This window comes from Pseudomonas sp. E315, from assembly GCF_055406205.1.
The window spans coordinates 113,910-134,873 of the sequence record NZ_JBUZPJ010000009.1 but is presented as its reverse complement, the minus strand read 5'-3'; the positions used below and the strand labels follow the sequence as shown (position 1 = coordinate 134,873).

Annotated in this window: 17 protein-coding genes; 9 read left to right on the top strand and 8 right to left on the bottom strand. The window is 57.6% G+C overall.

What is annotated here, in order from left to right:
• Positions 1–141: 141 nt before the first annotated feature.
• The 4 genes from ACZRJQ_RS14405 to ACZRJQ_RS14390 all read left to right on the top strand — a co-directional run bounded on the left by ACZRJQ_RS14405 (position 142) and on the right by ACZRJQ_RS14390 (position 6,241).
• Positions 142–1,233, top strand: coding sequence for an efflux RND transporter periplasmic adaptor subunit (locus ACZRJQ_RS14405; protein WP_463978998.1), 1,092 nt, complete (start codon positions 142–144; stop codon positions 1,231–1,233).
• Positions 1,230–2,297, top strand: a complete 1,068-nt coding sequence (locus ACZRJQ_RS14400) for an efflux RND transporter periplasmic adaptor subunit (RefSeq protein WP_463978997.1) — start codon at positions 1,230–1,232, stop codon at positions 2,295–2,297. The genes ACZRJQ_RS14405 and ACZRJQ_RS14400 overlap by 4 nt, the downstream gene beginning before the upstream one ends.
• Positions 2,294–5,356 carry an efflux RND transporter permease subunit gene (locus ACZRJQ_RS14395; protein WP_463978996.1) on the top strand — a complete coding sequence of 1,021 codons (3,063 nt, stop codon included), beginning with the start codon at positions 2,294–2,296 and terminating at the stop codon, positions 5,354–5,356. The genes ACZRJQ_RS14400 and ACZRJQ_RS14395 overlap by 4 nt, the downstream gene beginning before the upstream one ends.
• A gap of 144 nt (positions 5,357–5,500) precedes the next feature.
• Entirely contained in the window at positions 5,501–6,241 is a 741-nt protein-coding gene (locus tag ACZRJQ_RS14390; RefSeq protein WP_463978995.1) for an SDR family oxidoreductase, read from the top strand.
• Positions 6,242–6,482: 241 nt separating this feature from the next.
• On the opposite strand, the gene betT is transcribed toward ACZRJQ_RS14390, so the two are convergent.
• The 4 genes from betT to ACZRJQ_RS14370 all read right to left on the bottom strand — a co-directional run bounded on the left by betT (position 6,483) and on the right by ACZRJQ_RS14370 (position 10,997).
• Positions 6,483–8,447, bottom strand: coding sequence for a choline transporter BetT (betT, locus tag ACZRJQ_RS14385; RefSeq protein ID WP_463979056.1), 1,965 nt, complete (start codon positions 8,445–8,447; stop codon positions 6,483–6,485).
• Between the two features lie 421 nt (positions 8,448–8,868).
• Positions 8,869–9,615, bottom strand: coding sequence for a hypothetical protein (locus ACZRJQ_RS14380; protein ID WP_463978994.1), 747 nt, complete (start codon positions 9,613–9,615; stop codon positions 8,869–8,871).
• Between the two features lie 147 nt (positions 9,616–9,762).
• Positions 9,763–10,482 (bottom strand): hypothetical protein, encoded by a 720-nt coding sequence (locus ACZRJQ_RS14375; protein ID WP_463978993.1) that lies wholly within the window; start codon positions 10,480–10,482, stop codon positions 9,763–9,765.
• A 188-nt stretch (positions 10,483–10,670) separates the two neighbouring features.
• A complete protein-coding gene (locus tag ACZRJQ_RS14370) occupies positions 10,671–10,997 on the bottom strand; it encodes a DOPA 4,5-dioxygenase family protein (protein WP_463978992.1) in 327 nt (108 codons plus the stop codon).
• Positions 10,998–11,242: 245 nt separating this feature from the next.
• Here ACZRJQ_RS14370 and ACZRJQ_RS14365 point away from each other — a divergent pair, with 245 nt between their 5' ends.
• Positions 11,243–12,811 (top strand): SulP family inorganic anion transporter, encoded by a 1,569-nt coding sequence (locus tag ACZRJQ_RS14365; RefSeq protein WP_463978991.1) that lies wholly within the window; start codon positions 11,243–11,245, stop codon positions 12,809–12,811.
• An 81-nt stretch (positions 12,812–12,892) separates the two neighbouring features.
• Here ACZRJQ_RS14365 and aroE read toward each other — a convergent pair whose 3' ends face one another.
• Positions 12,893–13,714: a shikimate dehydrogenase gene (gene aroE, locus ACZRJQ_RS14360; RefSeq protein WP_463978990.1), complete on the bottom strand. Its 822-nt coding sequence runs from the start codon at positions 13,712–13,714 to the stop codon at positions 12,893–12,895.
• Between the two features lie 22 nt (positions 13,715–13,736).
• Positions 13,737–14,651 (bottom strand): oxygen-dependent coproporphyrinogen oxidase, encoded by a 915-nt coding sequence (hemF, locus tag ACZRJQ_RS14355; protein WP_463978989.1) that lies wholly within the window; start codon positions 14,649–14,651, stop codon positions 13,737–13,739.
• Positions 14,652–14,813: 162 nt separating this feature from the next.
• Between hemF and ACZRJQ_RS14350 the strand changes: the two genes are divergently transcribed.
• Entirely contained in the window at positions 14,814–15,791 is a 978-nt protein-coding gene (locus tag ACZRJQ_RS14350) for an NADPH:quinone reductase (protein WP_463978988.1), read from the top strand.
• Positions 15,792–15,898: 107 nt separating this feature from the next.
• Here ACZRJQ_RS14350 and tsaC read toward each other — a convergent pair whose 3' ends face one another.
• Positions 15,899–16,456 carry an L-threonylcarbamoyladenylate synthase type 1 TsaC gene (gene tsaC, locus ACZRJQ_RS14345; RefSeq protein ID WP_463978987.1) on the bottom strand — a complete coding sequence of 186 codons (558 nt, stop codon included), beginning with the start codon at positions 16,454–16,456 and terminating at the stop codon, positions 15,899–15,901.
• A 35-nt stretch (positions 16,457–16,491) separates the two neighbouring features.
• Positions 16,492–17,589, bottom strand: a complete 1,098-nt coding sequence (gene dprA, locus ACZRJQ_RS14340) for a DNA-processing protein DprA (RefSeq protein ID WP_463978986.1) — start codon at positions 17,587–17,589, stop codon at positions 16,492–16,494.
• Positions 17,590–17,984: 395 nt separating this feature from the next.
• On the opposite strand from dprA, the gene def reads away from it, so the two are divergent.
• The 3 genes from def to rsmB all read left to right on the top strand — a co-directional run bounded on the left by def (position 17,985) and on the right by rsmB (position 20,956).
• Positions 17,985–18,491, top strand: a complete 507-nt coding sequence (gene def, locus ACZRJQ_RS14335; protein ID WP_463978985.1) for a peptide deformylase — start codon at positions 17,985–17,987, stop codon at positions 18,489–18,491.
• A gap of 207 nt (positions 18,492–18,698) precedes the next feature.
• Positions 18,699–19,649, top strand: coding sequence for a methionyl-tRNA formyltransferase (gene fmt / locus ACZRJQ_RS14330; protein WP_463978984.1), 951 nt, complete (start codon positions 18,699–18,701; stop codon positions 19,647–19,649).
• Positions 19,646–20,956: a 16S rRNA (cytosine(967)-C(5))-methyltransferase RsmB gene (gene rsmB, locus ACZRJQ_RS14325; RefSeq protein WP_463978983.1), complete on the top strand. Its 1,311-nt coding sequence runs from the start codon at positions 19,646–19,648 to the stop codon at positions 20,954–20,956. Before fmt ends, rsmB begins: the two co-directional genes overlap by 4 nt.
• Positions 20,957–20,964 lie beyond the last annotated feature (8 nt).

Genomic DNA, 20,964 nt, shown 5'->3' with positions numbered 1-20,964 from the left:
CCCCCCTCTTTGTACAACCCGCTCCATCGACTACAGAGTCGAATACGAGTAAGTGCGTATTGAGTTCCACAGACACGGAACCCTGTTCTACGCTATCAGTCGTATCGTCACGCTAAGTCAGCATCACGCAAAGGAGCCTGCATGGCTGGTCCACGAATGAAGTGTGTTTTGGGCTTGAGCCTGTTGGCGCTCCTGACCGCTTGCGACAACAAAGGCCCCACAGAGCCTTTGTCCCCTCGGGTTTATGTACAGCAAGTTAATACGCGCGAATTTGCGCCGCCGATTCAACTGAGCGGTGATATTCAGGCCCGGGTCGAAACCCAGCTGTCCTTTCGGGTAGGCGGCAAGATTATCGAGCGTAAGGTCGATGTGGGCGATCACATTCAAGCCCATCAAGTACTGGCGCGGCTGGACCCAAAAGACCTGAAAATTCAGGTCCAAACGGCTCAGGCCAGCGTCAATGCGCAACAAGCCCAAGTGGTGCAAACCCGCGCCGCCTTTATTCGCCAGCAAAAGCTGCTGCCCAAGGGCTACACCAGCCAAAGTGAATACGATGCCGCCAACGCCGCTCAGTTGAGCGCACAAAGTGCGTTGGCCGCCGCACAAGCGCAATTGGCCAATGCCCGCGAGCAATTGAGTTACAGCAACCTTGAGGCCGAAGCGCCGGGGGTTATCACGGCCCGTCAGGCTGAGGTCGGCCAAGTGGTGCAGGCCACCATGCCCATATTTACCCTGGCCCGTGATGGCGCCCGCGACGCGGTATTTAACGTGTACGAGTCGCTGTTTATCGAGCCGCCCAAAGACCCAACGGTGCAAGTCACGTTGCTGAGCGACCCGACAGTCAAGGTCAACGGCCAGATCCGCGAAATCACTCCTACCGTGTCGGCACAGAGCGGCACCCTGCAAATCAAAGTGCAACTGGACACGCTGCCCAAGGGCATGGATTTGGGTTCGATTGTTACCGTCAACCTCACCCCGCCTGCCAGTCGCAGCATTGAACTGCCGTGGTCAGCCTTGACCAAAGACATCAGCGAGCCCGCTGTGTGGGTGGCCGATGAGAAAAACAACGTGCGGCTGCAGCGAGTCAAGGTCGGGCGCTACCTCACGGGCAGCGTGATCGTCAGCGAAGGGCTCAAGGACGGAGAAAACGTCGTGGTCGCAGGCGGGCAGTTGTTGCACCCCGGCATGAAGGTCGAAATCGCCCCCTCCCCAGCACAGGGGGCACAGCTATGAAGCACTTGTGGATCGTACCTTTAGCCGCCGCGTGGCTGGTGGGCTGCTCTGAAAAAGTCCCTCCCGAGCCGACTCGCCCAGTGCTGTATGTGGTGGCCCAACCCGAGTTCTCAGAAAGCTTGGGGCGTTTTGCTGGCAGCATCGAAGCACGTTACGAAAGCACGCTGGGCTTTCGCGTGCCAGGCCGGATCGTACGCCGGCATTACGATGTCGGCGCGGTGGTGAAGCAAGGCGATATTCTGGCCAACCTCGACCCGACCGACCAACAAAACAACCTGCGCGCAGCCCAAGGTGATCTGGCCAAGGTGCAAGCGCAATTGATCAATGCCCAGGCCAATGCTCGCCGCCAACAAGAGCTGTTTAACCGCGGCGTGGGCGCGCAAGCACAGCTGGACACCGCGCAGGCCGATCTGAAAACCACCGCCGCTTCGATGCAACAAGCGGTCGCAGCGGTCAATCAAGCCCAAGACCAACTCAGTTACTGCAACCTGCGCGCCGACCATGATGCAGTGATCACCGATTGGAAGGCCGAGGCCGGGCAGGTGGTGAGCGTTGGCGAAGAAGTGGTCACGCTGGCGCGCCCTGAAATCAAAGAAGCGGTAATTGATCTGCCGGGGCCGCTGGCCGAAGCACTGCCCAAGGGCATTGTGTTTCGCGTGGCGGGGCAGCTCGACCCAAACATCCACACCAGCGCCCGTGTGCGTGAAATCGCCCCACAAGCTGACAGCGCCACACGTACCCGCCGTACTCGCCTGACGCTGGATCAAACCCCGCCCGCGTTCCGCCTCGGCAGCTCGGTCAGCGTGACAGTCAGTAGCCCCATTGCTGAGCACTTCGAATTACCGCTGACGGCCGTGCAAGAAGCCGACGGCCATACCCGCGTCTGGGTGGTCGACCTACAAGCCGACACCGTCAGCCCGCGAGACGTGAGCGTACTGCGCCGTGATGCAAAAAACGCACTGCTGGCAGGCGGCTTGAAAGCGGGCGATTACGTGGTCAGCGCAGGGGTTAACAGCCTCACCCCCGGACAAAAAGTCAGACTCGATAAGGAAAGCTCGCAATGAATGGGAAGTTCAACCTGTCCGAGTGGGCTCTGAAACATCAGTCGTTTGTCTGGTATTTGATGTTTGTCGCAGTGGTCGCCGGGATTTTTTCATACATCAATCTGGGCCGCGCTGAAGACCCGTCCTTCGCCATCAAAACGATGGTCATCCAGACCCGATGGCCCGGCGCTACGGTCGATGAAACACGGCTGCAAATCACCGATCGCATCGAGAAAAAGCTCGAAGAGCTGGACTCGCTCGACTACGTGCAGAGTTATACGCGGCCCGGCGAGTCCACGGTTTTCGTGTTTCTGAAAGACACCACCAAAGCCGATGCCATCCCTAATATCTGGTACGAAGTACGCAAAAAAATCGGCGACATTCGCGGCGATTTCCCGCAGGGCATCCAGGGCCCGGGGTTCGACGATGAGTTCGGCGATGTGTACGGCACTATCTTTGCCTTTACCGGCGATGGCTTCACCATGCGCCAACTGCGCGACTACGTAGAGCAAGTGCGCACGGGCATCCGTGATGTGCCCAATCGCGGCAAGGTCACGACCATTGGTGAGCAGGACGAAACTTTTTACCTGAACTTCTCGACCCGCAAACTGGCTGCACTGGGCCTCGATCAGCAGCACGTACTCCAAAGCCTGCAAGCGCAAAACGCCGTAACGCCAGCGGGCGTCATTGAAGCAGGCCCCGAACGCATGTCGGTGCGCACCTCGGGGCAGTTCCAGAATGTTGAAGATCTGGAAGCAGTGAACCTGCGGGTCAACGACCGCTTCTACCGATTGGCGGATATCGCTGAAATCACCCGCGGGTACGTCGACCCGGCAGCGCCCATGTTCCATTTCAATGGCAAGCCCGCCATTGGCCTGGCGATTGCCATGATCGACGGCGGCAACATTCAAGAGTTTGGCAAACAACTGCAACAACGCATCGACGACCTCACCGCCCAACTACCGGTCGGGGTTGATGTACACATGGTGTCCAATCAGGCGCAAGTGGTTGAAGTGGCCGTGGGCGGCTTCACCAGCGCGTTGTTTGAAGCAGTCATCATCGTGCTGGCCGTGAGTTTTATCAGCTTGGGCCTGCGCGCAGGTCTGGTGGTGGCGATCTCGATCCCGTTGGTGCTGGCGCTGGTTTTCGTGTTCATGGAGTTCACTGGCATCGCCATGCAGCGTGTGTCGCTGGGCGCGCTGATCATCGCGCTGGGCTTGCTGGTGGACGACGCGATGATCACGGTGGAGGTCATGATCACGCGGCTCGAATTGGGCGAAACCAAGGAGCAGGCGGCGACCTTCGCCTACCACTCCACAGCCTTTCCGATGCTCACCGGCACGTTAGTGACCGTGGCCGGCTTTGTGCCCATCGGCCTGAACAGCAGTTCGGCGGGGGAATACACCTTTACGTTGTTCGCGGTGATTGCCGTGGCGATGATTGTGTCGTGGGTGGTGGCGGTGCTGTTTGCGCCAGTACTGGGCGTGCACATCCTCAGCGCCAAGGTCAAACCCAAACCCGAGAAACCGGGCCGTCTGGCTCAAGCCTTCGACACTGGCCTGCTGTGGTGCATGCGCAACCGTTGGTGGACGATTGGCGTCACGGTGCTAATGTTTGTGCTGTCGATATTCGGCATGGGGCTGGTGCAAAACCAGTTCTTCCCGGCCTCAGACCGACCCGAAATTTTGGTGGATTTGAACCTGCCGCAAAACGCATCCATTCAGGAAACCCTCAAAGTCACCCAGCGTTTTGAAGAGTCGCTTAAAGGCGACCCGGACATCGTGCGCTGGAGTTCGTACATCGGAGAGGGTGCGATTCGTTTCTACCTGCCGCTCGACCAGCAACTGCAAAACCCGTTCTACGCTCAGTTGGTGATCGTCAGCACCGGCCTTGAGAGCCGCGATGTATTGATCGAACGCCTGCAAAAACGCCTGCGCGAAGACTATGTCGGAGTCGGCAGTTTCGTGCACACGCTCGAACTGGGGCCGCCTGTAGGCCAACCGCTGCAATATCGAGTTAGCGGCAAAAACATTGATCTGGTGCGCAAATACTCACTGGACTTGGCCTCGGTGCTCGACGCCAACCCCAACGTCGGCGAGACCATCTTCAACTGGAACGAACCGGGCAAAGTGCTGCGCATCGACATTGCTCAGGACAAGGCCCGCCAGTTTGGGCTGTCTTCTGAAGACATAGCCCACATGATGAACAGCATCGTCAGCGGGGCAGCGGTCAGTCAGGTCAAGGACGACATCTACCTGATCAACATCATCGGGCGGGCCATCGGCAGTGAGCGCGGCACCCCCGAGACCCTGCTCAACCTGCAAATCACCACGCCAAGCGGGACGTCGATTCCGCTGCTGGCCTTTGCCACAGTGCGTTACGAGCTGGAGCAGCCGTTGATCTGGAGCCGTGACCGGATTCCGACACTGACCCTCAAGGCCTCCGTGCGCGGTTCGATGCAACCGACCGACTTGGTGACGCAACTCAAACCCGAGATCGACAAGTTTGCTGAAAGCCTGCCGCAGGGCTACACGCTGGCAACTGGCGGCACCGTGGAGCAAAGCGCCAAGGCCCAAGGCCCAATCGCCAAGGTCGTGCCGTTGATGCTGTTTTTGATGGCCACGTTCTTGATGATCCAACTGCAAAGTGTGCAGAAGATGTTTTTGGTGGTCAGCGTGGCGCCGCTCGGCTTGATCGGCGTGGTACTGGCCCTGGTGCCAACCGGCACGCCAATGGGCTTTGTGGCGATTTTGGGGATTTTGGCGCTGGTGGGCATCATCGTGCGTAACTCGGTGATTTTGGTGACCCAGATCGACCAATACGAGCGCGATGGTTTCGACCCGTGGCACGCAGTGGTGCAAGCCACTGAACACCGCCGTCGGCCAATCCTGCTGACGGCTGCGGCTGCGAGTTTGGGCATGATCCCCATTGCGCGTGACGTGTTCTGGGGGCCAATGGCCTACGCCATGATTGGTGGCATCATCTCGGCCACCTTGCTCACGCTGCTGTTCCTGCCAGCACTCTACGTGGCTTGGTACAAGATCAAAGAAAGCAAAGACGCGCCGCCAGCGCATGCTTGATCACTGACCCGCAGCCGCCGCCAGTGCCAATGCTGCTCACTTAAGTGAGCAGCATTGGGCGCCAGCGGGGGTTTCTTCATTATTCGACGGCTCAAACACGCCTATGATTTAGCCCCACACCTAACCCATTTGAGGAGTGTTGCCGTGAGTGCTTCCCAACCTAAAGTCGCCATCATTACTGGCGCTTCACGCGGTATTGGTGCCGTGATTGCTAAACAACTGGCAGGTGAGGGTTTTGCCGTCGTCATTAACTACGCCAGCAGCGCCAGCGAAGCCTGCGCATTGGTTGCAGAACTACGTCAGGCCGGGCATCAGGCCATTGCCGTACAAGCCGATGTAGCCAACGCTGCTGACGTGAAACGTTTGTTCGATGAAACCGAACAGCATCTGGGCGCGCCCGATGTGTTGATCAATAACGCAGGTGTGCTCAAAGTGTTGCCTCTGGCGCAACACAGCGATGAGCTGTTTGATCAAACATTCAATATCAACACCCGTGGCACGTTCAACACCCTGCGCGAGGCAGCCACTCGCCTGAACAGCGGTGGCCGTATCGTCAACTTTTCGAGCAGTACTGTGGGCCTGAATTTGCCGGGTTACGCGGTGTACATCGCCAGTAAGGCTGCCGTTGAATCGCTGACCCAAGTGTTTGCCAAAGAGTTACGCGGCCGGAAAATCACTGTCAACGCGGTGGCACCGGGGCCGGTGGCAACAGAGTTGTTCATGCAAGGCAAGACCGAAGAACAAATCCAGAATTTCGCCAAAATGCCGCCACTGGAACGTCTGGGCCAGCCGCAAGACATCGCCAACATCGTCTCGTTTCTGGTCAGCCCTGCGGCAGACTGGGTCAACGGGCAGGTTTTGCGAGCAAACGGAGGTTTGGTTTAAACATTGCAGTGCCTGATTCTGCGACTGCTGCGCAGCCGATCGCAGCCTTCGGCAGCGCCTACACAAGGGTGTGCCGCTAACCCGCTCTGTAGTCGTTGTCGAGGCACGAAAACTGCGATCGGGCGCGTAGCGTCCGCGTATGGCTGATACACAGCAGCGCCAGCTCTTGCGGGGGTATTTGCCCGTTTCAAAAAAACGATGACTCAGGCAATACGCACTGCCCGAGCCACCGCTTTCTCGATCACCGCACCAAGTGCAAGAACTGCAAATGGCGCTCGTACTGGTCGAGGATGTCGTTGATGATTTGATCTTTGGTGTAGCCCGTCAGGTCGTAGTCCTGACTGCCTTCGGCCAAATGCACTTCAGCACGGTAGTAACGGCGGTTACGCAGTTGCTCTTTTTTGCCAAAACCACCACGGGCGAAGGACGGCGTGAAGTAACCACGCATTTGCACCTGATAGATAAACGGGTGCTCTTCGCCGTGGCCGATTTCCAGGCTCACGTTGTCGTTGGCCGGGTCTGGCTGGGTGACGACGTTGAGCCCTTTTTCAAGGAACACCGCACTCACTTCTTCAATCGCCGGGCGCACGGTGGTGTCCATAAAGCGGTACACCTCATCACGGGACGGGAAGTGCACAGCCTGGCTCAAGCGCTGACGCCAGCCGCCACGCCCACGGCGAGATGCCGATACAGGTGCCAGCGAGTGCATCTGCGCGATTTGCTTCTGCGACTCCAGGTAGAACGCTTTGTGCAGGCCCCACATCATCAACAGCAAAATCAGCGAGAAGGGCAGCGAGGTGAGCACCACCGCCGACTTGAGCGCATCAATGCTGCCCGAGAACAGCAGCGCACTGGTGATCAGCGCTGTCATCGCCCCCCAGAACACGCGCAGCCATTTCGGGCCGTCTTCATCGGCGTTGTTGCCGCGCGCCGAGAGCGTCGACAGCACCACCGTGCCCGAGTCAGCCGAGGTCACGAAGAACACAAAGCTGATGAACACCGTTACCGCAATCACGGTTCGGCTCCACGGGTAGGTTTCGAGCAGCAGGTACAGTGTGCGCGACGGGTCGTCGATGGCCGACTGGCCAAGGGCAACCATGCCGTGGTTGAGCACTTGGTCGATGGCGCTGTTGCCGAAAATCGACATCCACGCCAAGGTGAAGCCCAGCGGAATCAACAGCACGCCGAACACGAACTCGCGAATGGTACGGCCACGGGAGATGCGCGCAATAAACAGGCCCACGAACGGCGACCATGCGATCCACCAGGCCCAATAGAACACGGTCCAGCCGCCCAGCCAGTCGCTTGGCTTGTCATAGGCGTACACATCGAAACTCTTGGTCGGCAGTGCGCCCAGATAGTCACCGATGTTCTGCACCAACGTGTTGAGCAAATGTTGAGTCGGCCCTGCGAACAACACAAACAACAGCAGCGCACAGGCCAGCAGCATGTTGATGTCAGACATCACCCGCACGCCCTTATCCACACCGGCGATGGCCACCAGAATCGCAGCGCCCATCATCAGGGTGATCAACCCCACCTGCACCCATTGGGTGTGCGGCAAGCCAAACAGGTAATCAAGCCCGGAGTTGAGGTGCAACACCCCAAAGCCCATGTCAGCGCCCAAACCAAACACGGTGGCGATGATGCCAAAGCCATCCACCGCGTAGCCGATAGGGCCGTTGATGCGTTTACCAATGAGCGGGTACAGCGCCGAACGCAGCGCCAGCGGCAAATTATGGCGATACGCAAAATACGCCAGCGCCATGCCAACAAACGCAAACACACCCCAGCCATGCAGGCCCCAGTGCAAGAACAGCAACTGCATGCCTTGGCGCGCAGCCTCTGACGTACCAGCCTCGCCTTGAGGCGGGGCGAGCATGTGGGTGAGGGGTTCGGAAACACAAAAGAAAAATAGCGTGATGCTGATCCCTGCGGCGAACAGCATGCCCGCCCAGGACAGGTAACTGAACTCGGGTTCGTCGTGGTCGGCACCGAGCTTGATCTTGCCGTAACCAGACAAGGCGGTGACGACCACGAAGATCAGATACAGGGTCATCGCTAACATGTAGTACCAGCCGACCGTATTGGCCGCCCAGTTTTGTGCGGCCAGCAGCCATTCACCAGCCGCAGCGGGCATGGAAATAACCACCAGGCCAAAGATCAGAATGAACGCAGCGGCAAAGTAAAACACCGGCGGGTTCATGCGGATCACAGACGTCTCAGACGTGATGGGTACACTCATCGGATGTGCACCTTATAGAGGTAAAACGAGGTTAAAAAAAACGGACTCGGCAAAGGTAAGCCTCCTTGTGTGAGCGGGCAGCGGACTACCGCTTTAACTTGAACGAGCATTCAAGTTAAACATGGATGGCCTTTTAGAACTAATCGCTACCCTTGGCTTCACGTGTCATACGTTAGCTCATGGCAAGGTATGACACATGGCCATGATCATCGTTCAGCCGTTATAGCGTGGGGCTATCAGGCGGTTGACGTCTGATGATCGCGTAAGCGAACAGGGCCGTGAAAAAAAATATCCATCTGCCCCGAAAATCCCGACTGCATAAAGTAAAACGTTGGTAAAACGGCGCTCTAACTCACGCCCGCTCATTTCATCTAATCAGGGTTCAAGGATCAATTTTCAGTCGATCCCCACTACCACCGTAATGTCCGCCATTGTTGTATCCGCCAGCAGTCGTGGGTGGACGTCCTCCTCTGCGACGCCTTTTACTGTGCCGGGCAGGAGGTGAAGGTGCAGCTATGGGAGCAAGGGGAGCTTTGACCGGCGCAGTCCTGCGGGGAGAAGGCGTTGGAGCTGGGCTCGGAAAATTGGATTGAGGGCCCGGTTGGCCGAGTACGGATCTTGAAAGCCCCTTGAAATAGTCCGAAAGATCTTTAAATAAGGCCTCGATATTTTTCTCCAGTTTGGCTCTTCCAAAGTCAACAACTACTCGGGCAGTTTCAATAGACTCAATACGATCCAACCAGCCCTGAGCCATGTGTTGTGACGACTTCGATCCTGTGAGTTGGACCATGCGCATTAGCACATACGTATTAACTGCCAATTCAAACTCTGCCTGTGTATTGCCCGCCGAGGCTAAAACTTTTTTCCAGTAAGCGTCAGAGTCAGCCGCAGGTAATACGCTAAAGACTGAATTAAGTGTCCACGCATCAGGCCTGCAACCTGCTTTTTTGAATACATTATTATGAAAACCCCACGCTTCCTTGTAATTTATATCCCGCGCGACCGTAATGGCTCTACCATTCGTTTGCGAAGCAAGAGCCTTAATATATTCGCTGGCCATAGCATGCAAAATATTATTGATTTTGATGTCATCAACGGGGTGCCCGTTAACGGTGGCTGTCGCCTTCATGAAATTCAATACCCAGTACCAAGGCAGAATAGTTATAACCATAGCTTGCCATGTATCGATACATAACGCCCGGCTCTGTTTCTCTCAAAATTAGCATTGCAGCATGTATATCTTGATAATTTAGCGTCCTTTCCATACGTTTATTCTTTATTTCTTGAGACCGTCAATAAAACGATCAATATCATTTTTTATTTGCCTCCACTCTTTTTTCAAAACGGATTCGTAGCTAACACTGACAATCGACCCAATGCTGTCATTCAACCATTGTTGCTGGCAGGAGTAAGGTTTACCACTCGCAGAAATACGACAGCCAATGATCACCTGTTCCGGCGACTCCACAGCAGTCCAATAAAGGGTTCTGCTTTCGGCCCGGCCTATAGTCTCTGCGTGCAGCTCATAATAAAGTCCCAGAGACATATCAAATTTATCGCGCTGGTTATCACCAACGTGGCTCAATTTGATTACAGTATCCACCCAAAGCGCAGCATCTTTTCCACGAACAGGACTAGGTGCCAACGATATATTCATATAACCCGGCCTCGTCTTTAAAGTATAGGCATGTTGCATGCCAGGCCAAAAAAGATCCAAGCTGAGGTGTGTAAAATCAACTTCACATGCCGCCCTATAAAGGGAAGAGTCTTTTTCTAAATAACGTCCACCTCCAAAATTCAGCCAAGAAGTAATATAGGCCTCTGAAACGTTTAACTTAACACCTGACAACGCTCCACATATCACGGGATAGGTTTTATACTCCATAGTCAGGATATACGTATAGGCAACTAAAAAAGGCCACATAAATACCACAATGGCTTTAGTTATCATTGCCACCACGTAGATATAAAACAGTGAAAAAAAGAGCATGAACATAAAACTGATTGACCTTCTCATACACCGGCAAAACGCGGTGCGACTAAAAAGTTAATGGCTGTATTTAATTAAACTCTAGGCGTCGTATAGAAATATAACCATGCAGAAGCTGCCCAAACTAATGTCGGACGCTTCCTGATCTAAATTAATAGTTACAAAAATACGAACGTAACAGCCTGCTACCGCTTTTAGAACACACTCAAATTCAACGGCCGAATCGCGCCCATCCAGATCGCATGGTCGGTGTGATCCAGCAGGTCATCGCCTGTCTCTGGGTGCATAAACACCACCAGCCCATTGCGATTGAGCGCCAGCCACGGCAAGACCACGCCGATCAGTTCGGGGCCGAAGGCCAGTTGGCAGCTCCAGTCCGGGTGCGGGCCTACCGGGCGCTCATGCACGCGGCCCATGCGCACGCCAAATAATTGCGCAGCCTGTTCACACAGTGCTCGCGCTCGGGCGAGGGTGGTGGCGTCGAAATATACGTGAGCGTGATAGCCCTTGATCCGTTGCATAAAGCCTCTTGGAAGTCAGCCAATATCAACCTGTAGCCGCTGGCGAAAGCTGCGCCCGATGGCGAAGTCCTCGCAACAGGGTTATCGAATTTTGTTCAGATAAATCGAAGACTCGGAATTTACGATTGCTTCACAACCGAACGTAGCCTGCGGCAACTGCTGCGAAAAGCAAGCGAGCCAGCTCACCCTTGCACCCAACCCGCTAAAACAGCACTCTGCCAACATCCCATCTGGATGAGAACCTTATGGCCCGGCCCAACTGCCGTGACATCCTGCCATTTTTAAACTGGCTCCCCAAACAAACACGCGCCAGCGTTGGGCGTGATGCTCTGGTGGGGCTGAGCGGGGCGGTGCTGGCGCTGCCGCAGTCTATCGCTTATGCGCTCATCGCCGGGCTGCCTCCTGAGTACGGCCTGTATGCGGCGATTGTGCCCGTCATCATTGCCTGCCTTTGGGGCTCGTCGTGGCATTTGATTTGCGGTCCGACGGCTGCGATTTCAATTGTGCTGTTTGCCAGTGTCAGCCCGCTGGCAGTGCCCGGCAGTCAGGATTACATCGGCCTGATTCTGTTGCTGACATTTCTAGCCGGGGTGTTTCAGTGGCTGCTCGGGATGCTGAAATTTGGCGCGTTGGCCAATTTTGTCTCGCACTCGGTGGTGCTCGGTTTCACCCTCGGCGCGGCGGTGGTTATCGCGCTGGGCCAGTTGCCCAATGTGCTGGGTATTGAGGCGCCGGGCAAAGCCACGGCCCTGGACAGCCTGATGGCCTTGCTTAGCCATGTACGCGATTTTGACCCGGCATCGTTGACATTAGCCGCTGGCACATTACTGGCCGGGGCGCTCCTCAAGCTCTGGCGGCCGCGCTGGCCAACTCTGTTGATTACGCTCGTGGTGGCCAGCCTTCTGGTTTGGCTGATGCCCCAAACCTTTGCCCACGTGCAGTTGGTGCAATCGTTTGTAGGGCGTTTGCCACCTTTTAGCCCTCTGTCGATGAATATCGAAACCGTGTTGCGGCTGCTGCCCAGCGCTGTGGCCGTGGGCATGCTGGGCCTGGTGACCAGTTTGTCGATTGCGCGCTCGTTAGCGACACGTTCGCAGCAAATGCTCAACGCCAATCAGGAGATCCGCGCTCAAGGTCTCTCCAACATGGTGGGCGCGCTGTTTTCCGGGTATGTGTCCTCGGGTTCATTTACGCGTTCGGGGCTCAGTTATGAGGCTGGCGCGCAGTCGCCTCTGGCCGGTGTGTTTTCCGCTTTGTGGGTGGCACTGTTTGCCGTGAGCGCAGCGGCGTTGATTGCTCACATTCCGATCCCGGCAATGGCGGGCAGCATTTTATTGATTAGCTGGGGGCTGGTGGACACACAGGGCATTCGGGCGCTGTGGCGGGTCAGTCGGGCTGAGTTTGCAGTGATGGCACTCACGTGCGTCGCGACCTTGTTGTTGGAGCTACAAACAGCAATTTACGCCGGGGTGCTGGCCTCGCTGTTCTTCTACCTCAAACGCACTTCGCGGCCGCGTATTCAGCAATGGCGCGAGGGCGATGATGAAGTGTTACGGGTGGGAGGCTCGATTTTTTTTGGTGCCAGCCACTACCTGCAAGTGCGCTTGCAGCGCACTCAAGGCCAGCGGGTGGTGATTGATGCTCAGCACATCAACTTCATTGATTACTCAGGCGTTGAGATGCTGCATCAAGAGGCGCGGCGCTTAAAGAGCTTAGGACGAAGCTTGACCCTGCGTCGGGCGCGGCCACAAGTGATTGAGGAATTGAACAAACTGGAAGGCGCGAATAACTGCCCGATAACGTTCGAAAGCTGACAACAATCGCGTAGGAGCTGGCGCAGGCTGCGATCTTTTAATTCTTTAAAAAATCGCAGCCTGCGTCAGCTCCTACACGCGTTATTGCGCCAGCAATCTGCGCAACTCAGCCAGCGCCGGTGCCGTATCCGGGCGCACGCCACGCCACAGATAAAACGCTTCTGCGGCCTGTTCGGCCAGCATGCCCAAGCCATCCATGACCTGGCCCGCGCCATGCTCAGTGGCCCAGACGCAAAACGGCGTTGGCTCTTTGCCATACATCATGTCGTAGCACAGGGTTTTACCCGGCTCGATCAGGCTGCTGGCAATCGGTGGTAACGCCCCGGCCAAACTGGCTGAAGTGGCATTGATGATCAGATCCACCGGCTCGCGCAGCCAGTCAAAGCCACTGGCGGCCACCGGGCCCAAGTCGCTGAACAGCTCAACCAACATTTCGGCTTTTTCAACGGTGCGGTTGGCGATAGTCACTGAAGTCGGGCCTTGGGCCAATAGCGGCTCCAGCGCCCCACGCACTGCGCCGCCTGCGCCCAATATCAGAATGCGCTTGCCCTTAAGGCTGAACCCCGCGTTGACCGTCAGATCACGCACCAGACCTGCACCGTCGGTGTTATCCCCAAGCAAACTGCCATCCGCCAATTTGCTCAAGGTATTGACTGCGCCAGCCCTTTGCGCCCGGGGGGTAAGGCTGTTGGCCAAGCGGTAAGCGTCTTCCTTGAACGGCACAGTCACATTAGCCCCGCGCCCCTCCTGAAAAAACGCCGACGCACACGGCGCAAAACCTTCCAGCGGGGCGAGCAAGGTGTCGTACTGCATCGACTCCCCCGTTTGCTCAGCAAACAGACGGTGCAACACCGGCGACTTGCTATGGGCAATTGGGTTACCGAAAACGACGTAACGATCCATCAGGCAAGCTCCTTGAGCAATATCAGGCGTTGGCCAACCAGTCGCGGTCTTGCAGGAAGTAGTCGGTCAGACGCGCTTCTTCGCTACCCGGCTCCGCTTTCCAGTCGTAGCCCCAGCGCACTTGCGGCGGCAACGACATCAGAATGGACTCCGTGCGACCGCCAGATTGCAGGCCGAACAGGGTGCCACGGTCGTATACCAGGTTGAACTCAACGTAGCGGCCACGGCGGAACTCTTGAAATTCACGCTGCTTGGCGGTGTATTCGTCGGCTTTGCGGCGCTGAATAATCGGCAAGTAGGCGTCGATGTACGCATCGCCGATGGCACGAATGAAGGCAAAACAGGTGTCGAAATCCCACTCGTTCAGGTCATCAAAGAACAGGCCGCCGATGCCACGCGGCTCGTTGCGATGTTTGATGTGGAAATAGGTGTCACACCAGGCTTTGTAGCGCGGGTAAACGTCAGCACCAAATGGCGCGCAAGCCTGCTCGGCAATGCGGTGCCAGTGTACGCAGTCTTCTTCAACGGCATAGTAAGGGGTGAGGTCAAAACCGCCACCGAACCACCAGACCGGCTCTTCGCCTTCTTTTTCTGCGATGAAAAAGCGCACGTTAGCGTGGGAAGTCGGCACATGCGGGTTGTGCGGGTGAATCACCAATGACACGCCCAATGCTTCAAACCCACGGCCCGCCAGTTCAGGGCGATGGGCACTGGCGGACGGTGGCAGGCCGCTGCCGAACACGTGAGAAAAGTTAACGCCGCCTTTTTCGATTACGTTGCCGTTCTCGATCACGCGGGTACGACCGCCGCCGCCCGCTGGGCGTTCCCAAGCATCTTCAACGAAGCGCGTACCGCCATCTTCGGTTTCCAGAGCAGAGCAAATGCGGTCTTGAAGGTCGAGCAGGTAGGCTTTAACGGCCTCGGTGCGGGTAGTCATGACATCACCTTAAATAGGTCAAAGCTACGCGGCACTTCGTTCTGAGCAGGGCCGGCGGCAAAGGGCCGCTAGCATAACACCGCCCTCCACCTCATCGCAGTTGACGAAGATCACGCTTAAGCGTTGGATGGAGCCTTCGTGAAATGAGCGAGGACAGTGCAGATGGCTAAACGTATCCAGTTTCGGGCCCACGGCGGCCCTGAAGTACTTGAGTATGTGGACTTCCAACCCGCCGAGCCGGGCCCATTACAGGTGCGAGTACGCAATCAGGCCATCGGTCTGAATTTCATTGATACCTATTACCGTGGTGGCCTGTACCCGCTGCCCGAACTGCCTTCCGGGCTGGGCAACGAAGGGGCGGGCGTAGTCGATGCGGTGGGCAGCGAAGTGCACCATCTGAGCGTCGGAGACCGCGTCGCTTACGGCACAGGGCCGCTGGGTGCCTACAGCCAATTGCATGTGCTGCCTGCGGCTAACGTGGTGAAACTGCCGGACGACATCTCGTTCGAGCAAGCCGCCGCCGTAATGCTCAAGGGCCTGACCGTGCAGTATTTGCTGCGTCAGACCTATGAACTCAAAGGGGGAGAAACCATTCTGTTCCACGCCGCAGCCGGCGGTGTGGGTTCGCTGGCCTGCCAATGGGCCAAAGCGCTGGGCGTGAAGTTGATCGGCACCGTCAGTTCCGCACAAAAAGCCGCTCACGCCAAAGCTTTGGGTGCATGGGAAACCATTGATTACAGCCACGAAGATGTGGCCCAGCGAGTACTGGAGCTGACTGACGGCAAAAAGTGCCCGGTGGTCTACGACGGGGTCGGCAAGGACACTTGGCTCACCTCGCTCGACTGCGTAGCACCGCGCGGGCTGATGGTCAGCTTTGGCAACGCGTCGGGGGCTGTGACGGGGGTCAATCTGGGGATCTTGTCGCAAAAGGGTTCGCTGTACGTCACTCGGCCAACGCTGGCGACCTACGCCAATAACGCTGAAAGCCTACAAAAGATGGCTGACGAGTTGTTCGGGATGATCCGCAGCGGTGATATCAAGGTCGATATCAGCCAGCGTTTTGCGCTGAGTGATGCCGCCAAGGCCCAGACCGAGTTATCGTCCCGCCGCACCACGGGCTCGACGATTTTACTGCCCTAACGGCGCCCTTTGTAGGAGTGAGCTTGCTCGCGAATGCGTCACGCATGTTTCACACAGACCGCGCTGCCTGCATCGCGAGCAAACTTGCTCCTACAAGAACTAAGCGCTTAGGCCGGGCGTACCACCTTGCCGGTCGCCAAATCACGAATCAAACTCGGATTTTTCCGGCCGCCCAGGTTACCGCCCAATACGTGGTCAATTTGCCCACGGAAATACTGCTCAACTTTTAACCGCGTACGCGCAGCCGGTAAGCCTGCCGGGTTGGCCGAGGTCGATACCAACGGCCCCACCAGCGAACACAGCTCGCGCACTTGCGGGTGATCGCTCACACGCAAGGCCACGGTGTCGTGAACACCGGTGATCCATTCCGGCAGCAGACCTTGATGCGGCACCAGCCATGTATTGGGGCCAGGCCAAGTGCTGGCCATGCGGTCGAGCCAATCCTGCGGGAAGTCTTCAAACAAAAAGTCGAACTGGTGAATGTTGTCGGCAATCAGAATCAGGCCTTTATCCACAGGTCGCGACTTGATCGCCAATAAGCGTTCGACCGCGTCTTCATCCCACGGGTCGCAGCCCAAACCCCAAACAGCTTCCGTGGGATAGGCAATCACCGCGCCTGCGCGAATGGCTCTTGCAGCTTGTTGGACGCGCCAGGTGCTGATCATTGAGTGTCTCCAGATATGTGCTGCGCGCAGTGTACTTAGCTGGCGCGAGCAAACCAACGTCCACCCTCCAACACCACGCGCCCTTCCAGCTCCAGCTCGGTCAGGGCGGCGAGCAATGGCGGCAAATCCCAGCCGCTGGCACTGGCCAAGGCTTCACTGGTGTGAGGGGCTGCCTGCAACAATTGCACTAATGGATGACAGCTTGGCGTAAACAAATCGCCCGTGGTTAAGGGCATCGAGCGCCACCCTCGCAACCCCTCAAGAATGTGGTCAACGGTTTCAACCAAGGTGGCGCCGTCGCGAATCAGTTGGTGACAGCCCCGTGCGCCGGGGTGATGGATTGAACCCGGCATCGCATACACCTCGCGGCCCTGTTCGGCAGCCAATCGCGCTGTAATCAGTGAGCCGCTGGCCACACTGGCCTCAACCACCAGCACGCCCAGCGACAAACCGCTGATGATGCGGTTGCGACGCGGAAAGTTGGCGGGCAAGGGGCCAGCATCCAGTGGGAACTCCGAAACCACCGCGCTGCCGCTGGCAATCATGGCCTCGGCCAAGCCTCGGTGGCGCTGTGGATAAAGTTTTTCAAGGCCGGTGCCCAGCACCCCGACGGTTAGCCCACCCACATCTAATGCCGCCTGATGCGCAGCCCCGTCTACGCCCAGCGCCAAGCCACTGGTAATGACAAAACCTGCACCTGCCAGGCTGCGCGAAAACGCGGCAGCGGTGTCCAGCCCCGGCCTTGATGCGCGTCGGCTGCCGACCATAGCCAGCTGTGGTTTTTCCAGAATATTTGGGTTGCCCGCCACAAATAGCAGCGGTGGAGCATCGCCAAGTTCGGCCAGTAACGCCGGGTAATTGTGCTGATCGTGTAACAGCAGATGTTGCTGGCAGCCCTCAAGCCAGCGCAATGCAGCGCTTGCGCCGTCTCGAACTTCGGGGCTGCGCCGGGCTTGGGCGCAGACGGCCGGCAGCCCCAGAGCGCTCCAGGCACTGGCTGGCGCACTGAGCGCTGAACTGGCCGAGCCGAAGGCATTAAACAACGTGTAATAACGCCGCGGCCCAACCTCAGGCAAACGATGTAAACGCAGGCGAGCTTCTAGCTCAGCAGGGGAAATATCAGACAGCGACATGGGATCATCCTTGATCTGTTTCAATACCTTTACGACAGGAACAAGCTGTGGATAACTCTGTTAACAAGTTGTTTAGCAAACAGTGAAGCCGGTGAAGTTGAGTGCCCGGGTCGGGCCTTGAAATCGCCGGTAGAAACCCAACCTTAGTTCAAGGTTTCACGCAGGCAGCGCCCATTGGTTTCAAACTGCTACGCGCAATGGCTGCACACGGCACGTGCAGCCCGGCAGCTAGTCGTTTCATCCGTGGGTGAATCCCTTTATTATGTGCGTTCGCGTGAAACGCCAGAGCCCGAGCGGGTTCTCTCTGAAGGAGACGTTTTGCACAGGTTGCCCGAGTCCTCAGGACCGCCTGCCAACCGTTTTTGAATCTTTCACACAGTGCATCAATCAAAATTATGGCCATTTTAAACATCCTCGAATTCCCAGACTCCCGTCTGCGCACCATCGCCAAGCCCGTGGCGGTTGTGGACGACGAAGTCCGTCAGTTGATCGATGACATGTTTGAAACCATGTACGAAGCACCGGGTATCGGCTTGGCCGCCACTCAGGTCAACGTACACAAACGTATCGTGGTCATGGACCTGAGCGAAGACCGCAGCGAACCGATGGTGTTTATCAACCCCGAGTTCGAAACCCTGACTGACGAGATGGGCCAGTATCAAGAAGGCTGCCTGTCTGTGCCGGGTTACTACGAAAACGTTGACCGCCCGCAGCGCGTAAAAATCAAAGCGCTAGACCGTGATGGCAAGCCCTTCGAAATGATCGCCGAAGGCCTGCTGGCTGTGTGCATTCAGCACGAATGCGACCACCTCAACGGCAAGCTGTTCGTCGATTACCTGTCTACGCTTAAGCGTGACCGGATCAAAAAGAAGCTTGAAAAACTGCACCGTCAGAACGCTTGATCCTGAGAGCGCCAGGAGTTGCTGGCGAGGCTGGGCCACGGTGAGTCGACGGCGCAGCCGTCGCAAAACAGAACAACGCGGTGTATCTGACCGATTGATGGCTCCTGGGTTACGGCTGCCACGCAGCCGATTCGCAGCCTTCGTGCCTGGGCAGCGACCACACAGGCTCACAGGACCATCCTCCCCCCTATTCCAAGTGAGTAATCCATGACTGAGCCATTGCGCATCGTCTTTGCTGGCACCCCCGAATTCGCCGCCGAACACCTCAAGGCGCTGCTCGACAGCCCCTACGAGATCGTTGCGGTCTACACCCAACCGGATCGTCCGGCCGGGCGCGGGCAAAAGCTGATGCCAAGCCCAGTTAAACAGCTGGCGCTAGAGCACAACATTGTTGTGATGCAGCCGCCAACCCTGCGTGCGCCAGAGGCTCAAGCCGAACTGGCCGCGCTCAAACCTGACTTGCTGGTGGTGGTGGCTTACGGCCTGATCCTGCCGCAAGTGGTGCTGGATATTCCACGCCTGGGCTGCATCAACAGCCATGCGTCCTTGCTGCCACGCTGGCGTGGGGCGGCGCCCATCCAGCGCGCCATTGAAGCGGGCGATACCGAAAGCGGCGTGACCGTGATGCGCATGGAGGCGGGTTTGGACACCGGCCCCATGTTACTCAAGGCCGTCACCCCCATCACGGGCGAAGACACCGGCGGCAGCTTGCACGACCGTTTGGCCGAGCTAGGCCCACCAGCAGTGATTGAGGCCATCGCCGGTTTGGCCGCTGGCACGCTGCAAGGCGAAGTCCAGGACGATAGCCTGGCAACCTATGCCCACAAGCTGAACAAAGACGAAGCACGCATCGACTGGAGCCGCCCAGCCGTGGAGTTGGAGCGCTTGATCCGCGCCTTCAACCCTTGGCCGATCTGCCACAGCACGCTCAATGGCGAAGCGTTGAAAGTGCTAGCCGCTACTGTGGCCGACGCCAAAGGCGCTCCGGGGCACATTTTGGCTGCCAGCAAAGACGGCCTGATCGTCGGCTGCGGCGAAGGCGCGTTGTGTCTGACGCGCCTTCAATTACCCGGAGGCAAAGCGCTTAATTTCAGTGATTTCTTCAACAGCCGCCGTGAGAAATTTGCCATCGGTACTGTTCTGGGCGCCGCCCAATGAACCCGCGTTTGGCCGCCGCCAAGGCACTGACCGCCGTCCTCAACGGCAAAGCCTCACTCAACAGCTCGTTGCCGCTGCAACTGGACAAGGTTGAAGCGCGTGATCGTGGCCTGACCCAAGACTTGGCCTTCGGTACTGCCCGCTGGCAACCGCGCTTGTCGGCGCTGGCCAACAAGCTGCTGCAAAAGCCGTTCAAAGCAGCAGACTCCGACGTTGAAGCGCTGCTGCTGGTGGGTCTGTATCAACTGCTCTACACCCGCATTCCGGCCCATGCCGCCATCGGCGAAACCGTGGGTTGTGCCGACAAGTTGAAAAAGCCGTGGGCCAAAGGTCTGCTCAATGCCGTACTGCGCAATGCGCAGCGCGAGAGCGAAGCCTTGCTGGTTGAGCTGGAGCACGACCCAGTGGTGCGTACTGCCCACCCGCGCTGGCTGCAAAAATCGTTGAAAGCCTTCTGGCCGCAGCATTGGGAAGCCATTTGCGCGGCCAATAACGCGCACCCTCCGATGATTTTGCGCGTCAATCGCCGTCATCACCGCCGCGATGCGTACCTGCAATTGCTGGTTGAAGCGGGCATCGAAGCTCACGCCTGCGTTTACAGCCAAGACGGCATTGTGCTGGCCGAAGCCTGCGACGTGCGTAATTTGCCGGGCTTTGCCGAAGGCTGGATCAGCGTTCAGGACGAGGCCGCGCAATTGGCCGCCGACCTGCTTGATCTGGCCCCGGGCCAACGCGTGCTCGACGCCTGTTGCGCGCCGGGCGGCAAGACGTGCCACATTCTTGAAGTCGAGCCTGCGCTGGCTGGCGTAGTGGCTGTCGATCTTGAAGCCAAGCGCCTGGTGCGAGTACGCGAGAACCTTGAGCGTTTGGGTTTGAGTGCCGAGTTGATCGCCGCTGACGGCCGCGACACGCCAGCATGGTGGGACGGCAAGCCGTTCCAGCGCATCCTGCTCGACGCGCCATGCTCGGCGACCGGCGTGATTCGTCGTCACCCGGACATCAAACTCACCCGCCAGCCGGACGACATCGCCGCACTCGCCACGTTGCAAGGCGAGTTGCTGGACGCTATGTGGCCCACACTTGAAGTCGGTGGCATCCTGCTCTACGCCACGTGTTCTACATTGCCGACCGAGAACACCGAAGTGATTGAAGCTTTTCTGGCGCGCACACCCGGCGCACGGGAGCTGGATATCGCGGGGCAGTTTGGTCTCAAGCAACCCCACGGGCGCCAGTTGTTGGCCCAAGAGGGCGGACACGACGGCTTTTATTACGCCAAATTGATCAAGATCGCTGCCGCTCGCGGCTAATCGGTTAA

Excerpts from the sequence above, each read along its gene's own strand:
- ACZRJQ_RS14375 (WP_463978993.1), bottom strand. The coding sequence starts at position 10,482 with ATGTTCATGCTCTTTTTTTCACTGTTTTATATCTACGTGGTGGCAATG.
- ACZRJQ_RS14395 (WP_463978996.1), top strand. The coding sequence starts at position 2,294 with ATGAATGGGAAGTTCAACCTGTCCGAGTGGGCTCTGAAACATCAGTCG.
- dprA (WP_463978986.1), bottom strand. The coding sequence starts at position 17,589 with ATGTCGCTGTCTGATATTTCCCCTGCTGAGCTAGAAGCTCGCCTGCGT.
- ACZRJQ_RS14400 (WP_463978997.1), top strand. The coding sequence starts at position 1,230 with ATGAAGCACTTGTGGATCGTACCTTTAGCCGCCGCGTGGCTGGTGGGC.
- rsmB (WP_463978983.1), top strand. The coding sequence starts at position 19,646 with ATGAACCCGCGTTTGGCCGCCGCCAAGGCACTGACCGCCGTCCTCAAC.
- tsaC (WP_463978987.1), bottom strand. The coding sequence starts at position 16,456 with ATGATCAGCACCTGGCGCGTCCAACAAGCTGCAAGAGCCATTCGCGCA.
- def (WP_463978985.1), top strand. The coding sequence starts at position 17,985 with ATGGCCATTTTAAACATCCTCGAATTCCCAGACTCCCGTCTGCGCACC.
- fmt (WP_463978984.1), top strand. The coding sequence starts at position 18,699 with ATGACTGAGCCATTGCGCATCGTCTTTGCTGGCACCCCCGAATTCGCC.
- ACZRJQ_RS14370 (WP_463978992.1), bottom strand. The coding sequence starts at position 10,997 with ATGCAACGGATCAAGGGCTATCACGCTCACGTATATTTCGACGCCACC.
- ACZRJQ_RS14405 (WP_463978998.1), top strand. The coding sequence starts at position 142 with ATGGCTGGTCCACGAATGAAGTGTGTTTTGGGCTTGAGCCTGTTGGCG.
- ACZRJQ_RS14350 (WP_463978988.1), top strand. The coding sequence starts at position 14,814 with ATGGCTAAACGTATCCAGTTTCGGGCCCACGGCGGCCCTGAAGTACTT.
- ACZRJQ_RS14365 (WP_463978991.1), top strand. The coding sequence starts at position 11,243 with ATGGCCCGGCCCAACTGCCGTGACATCCTGCCATTTTTAAACTGGCTC.
- aroE (WP_463978990.1), bottom strand. The coding sequence starts at position 13,714 with ATGGATCGTTACGTCGTTTTCGGTAACCCAATTGCCCATAGCAAGTCG.
- ACZRJQ_RS14380 (WP_463978994.1), bottom strand. The coding sequence starts at position 9,615 with ATGAAGGCGACAGCCACCGTTAACGGGCACCCCGTTGATGACATCAAA.
- hemF (WP_463978989.1), bottom strand. The coding sequence starts at position 14,651 with ATGACTACCCGCACCGAGGCCGTTAAAGCCTACCTGCTCGACCTTCAA.
- betT (WP_463979056.1), bottom strand. The coding sequence starts at position 8,447 with ATGAACCCGCCGGTGTTTTACTTTGCCGCTGCGTTCATTCTGATCTTT.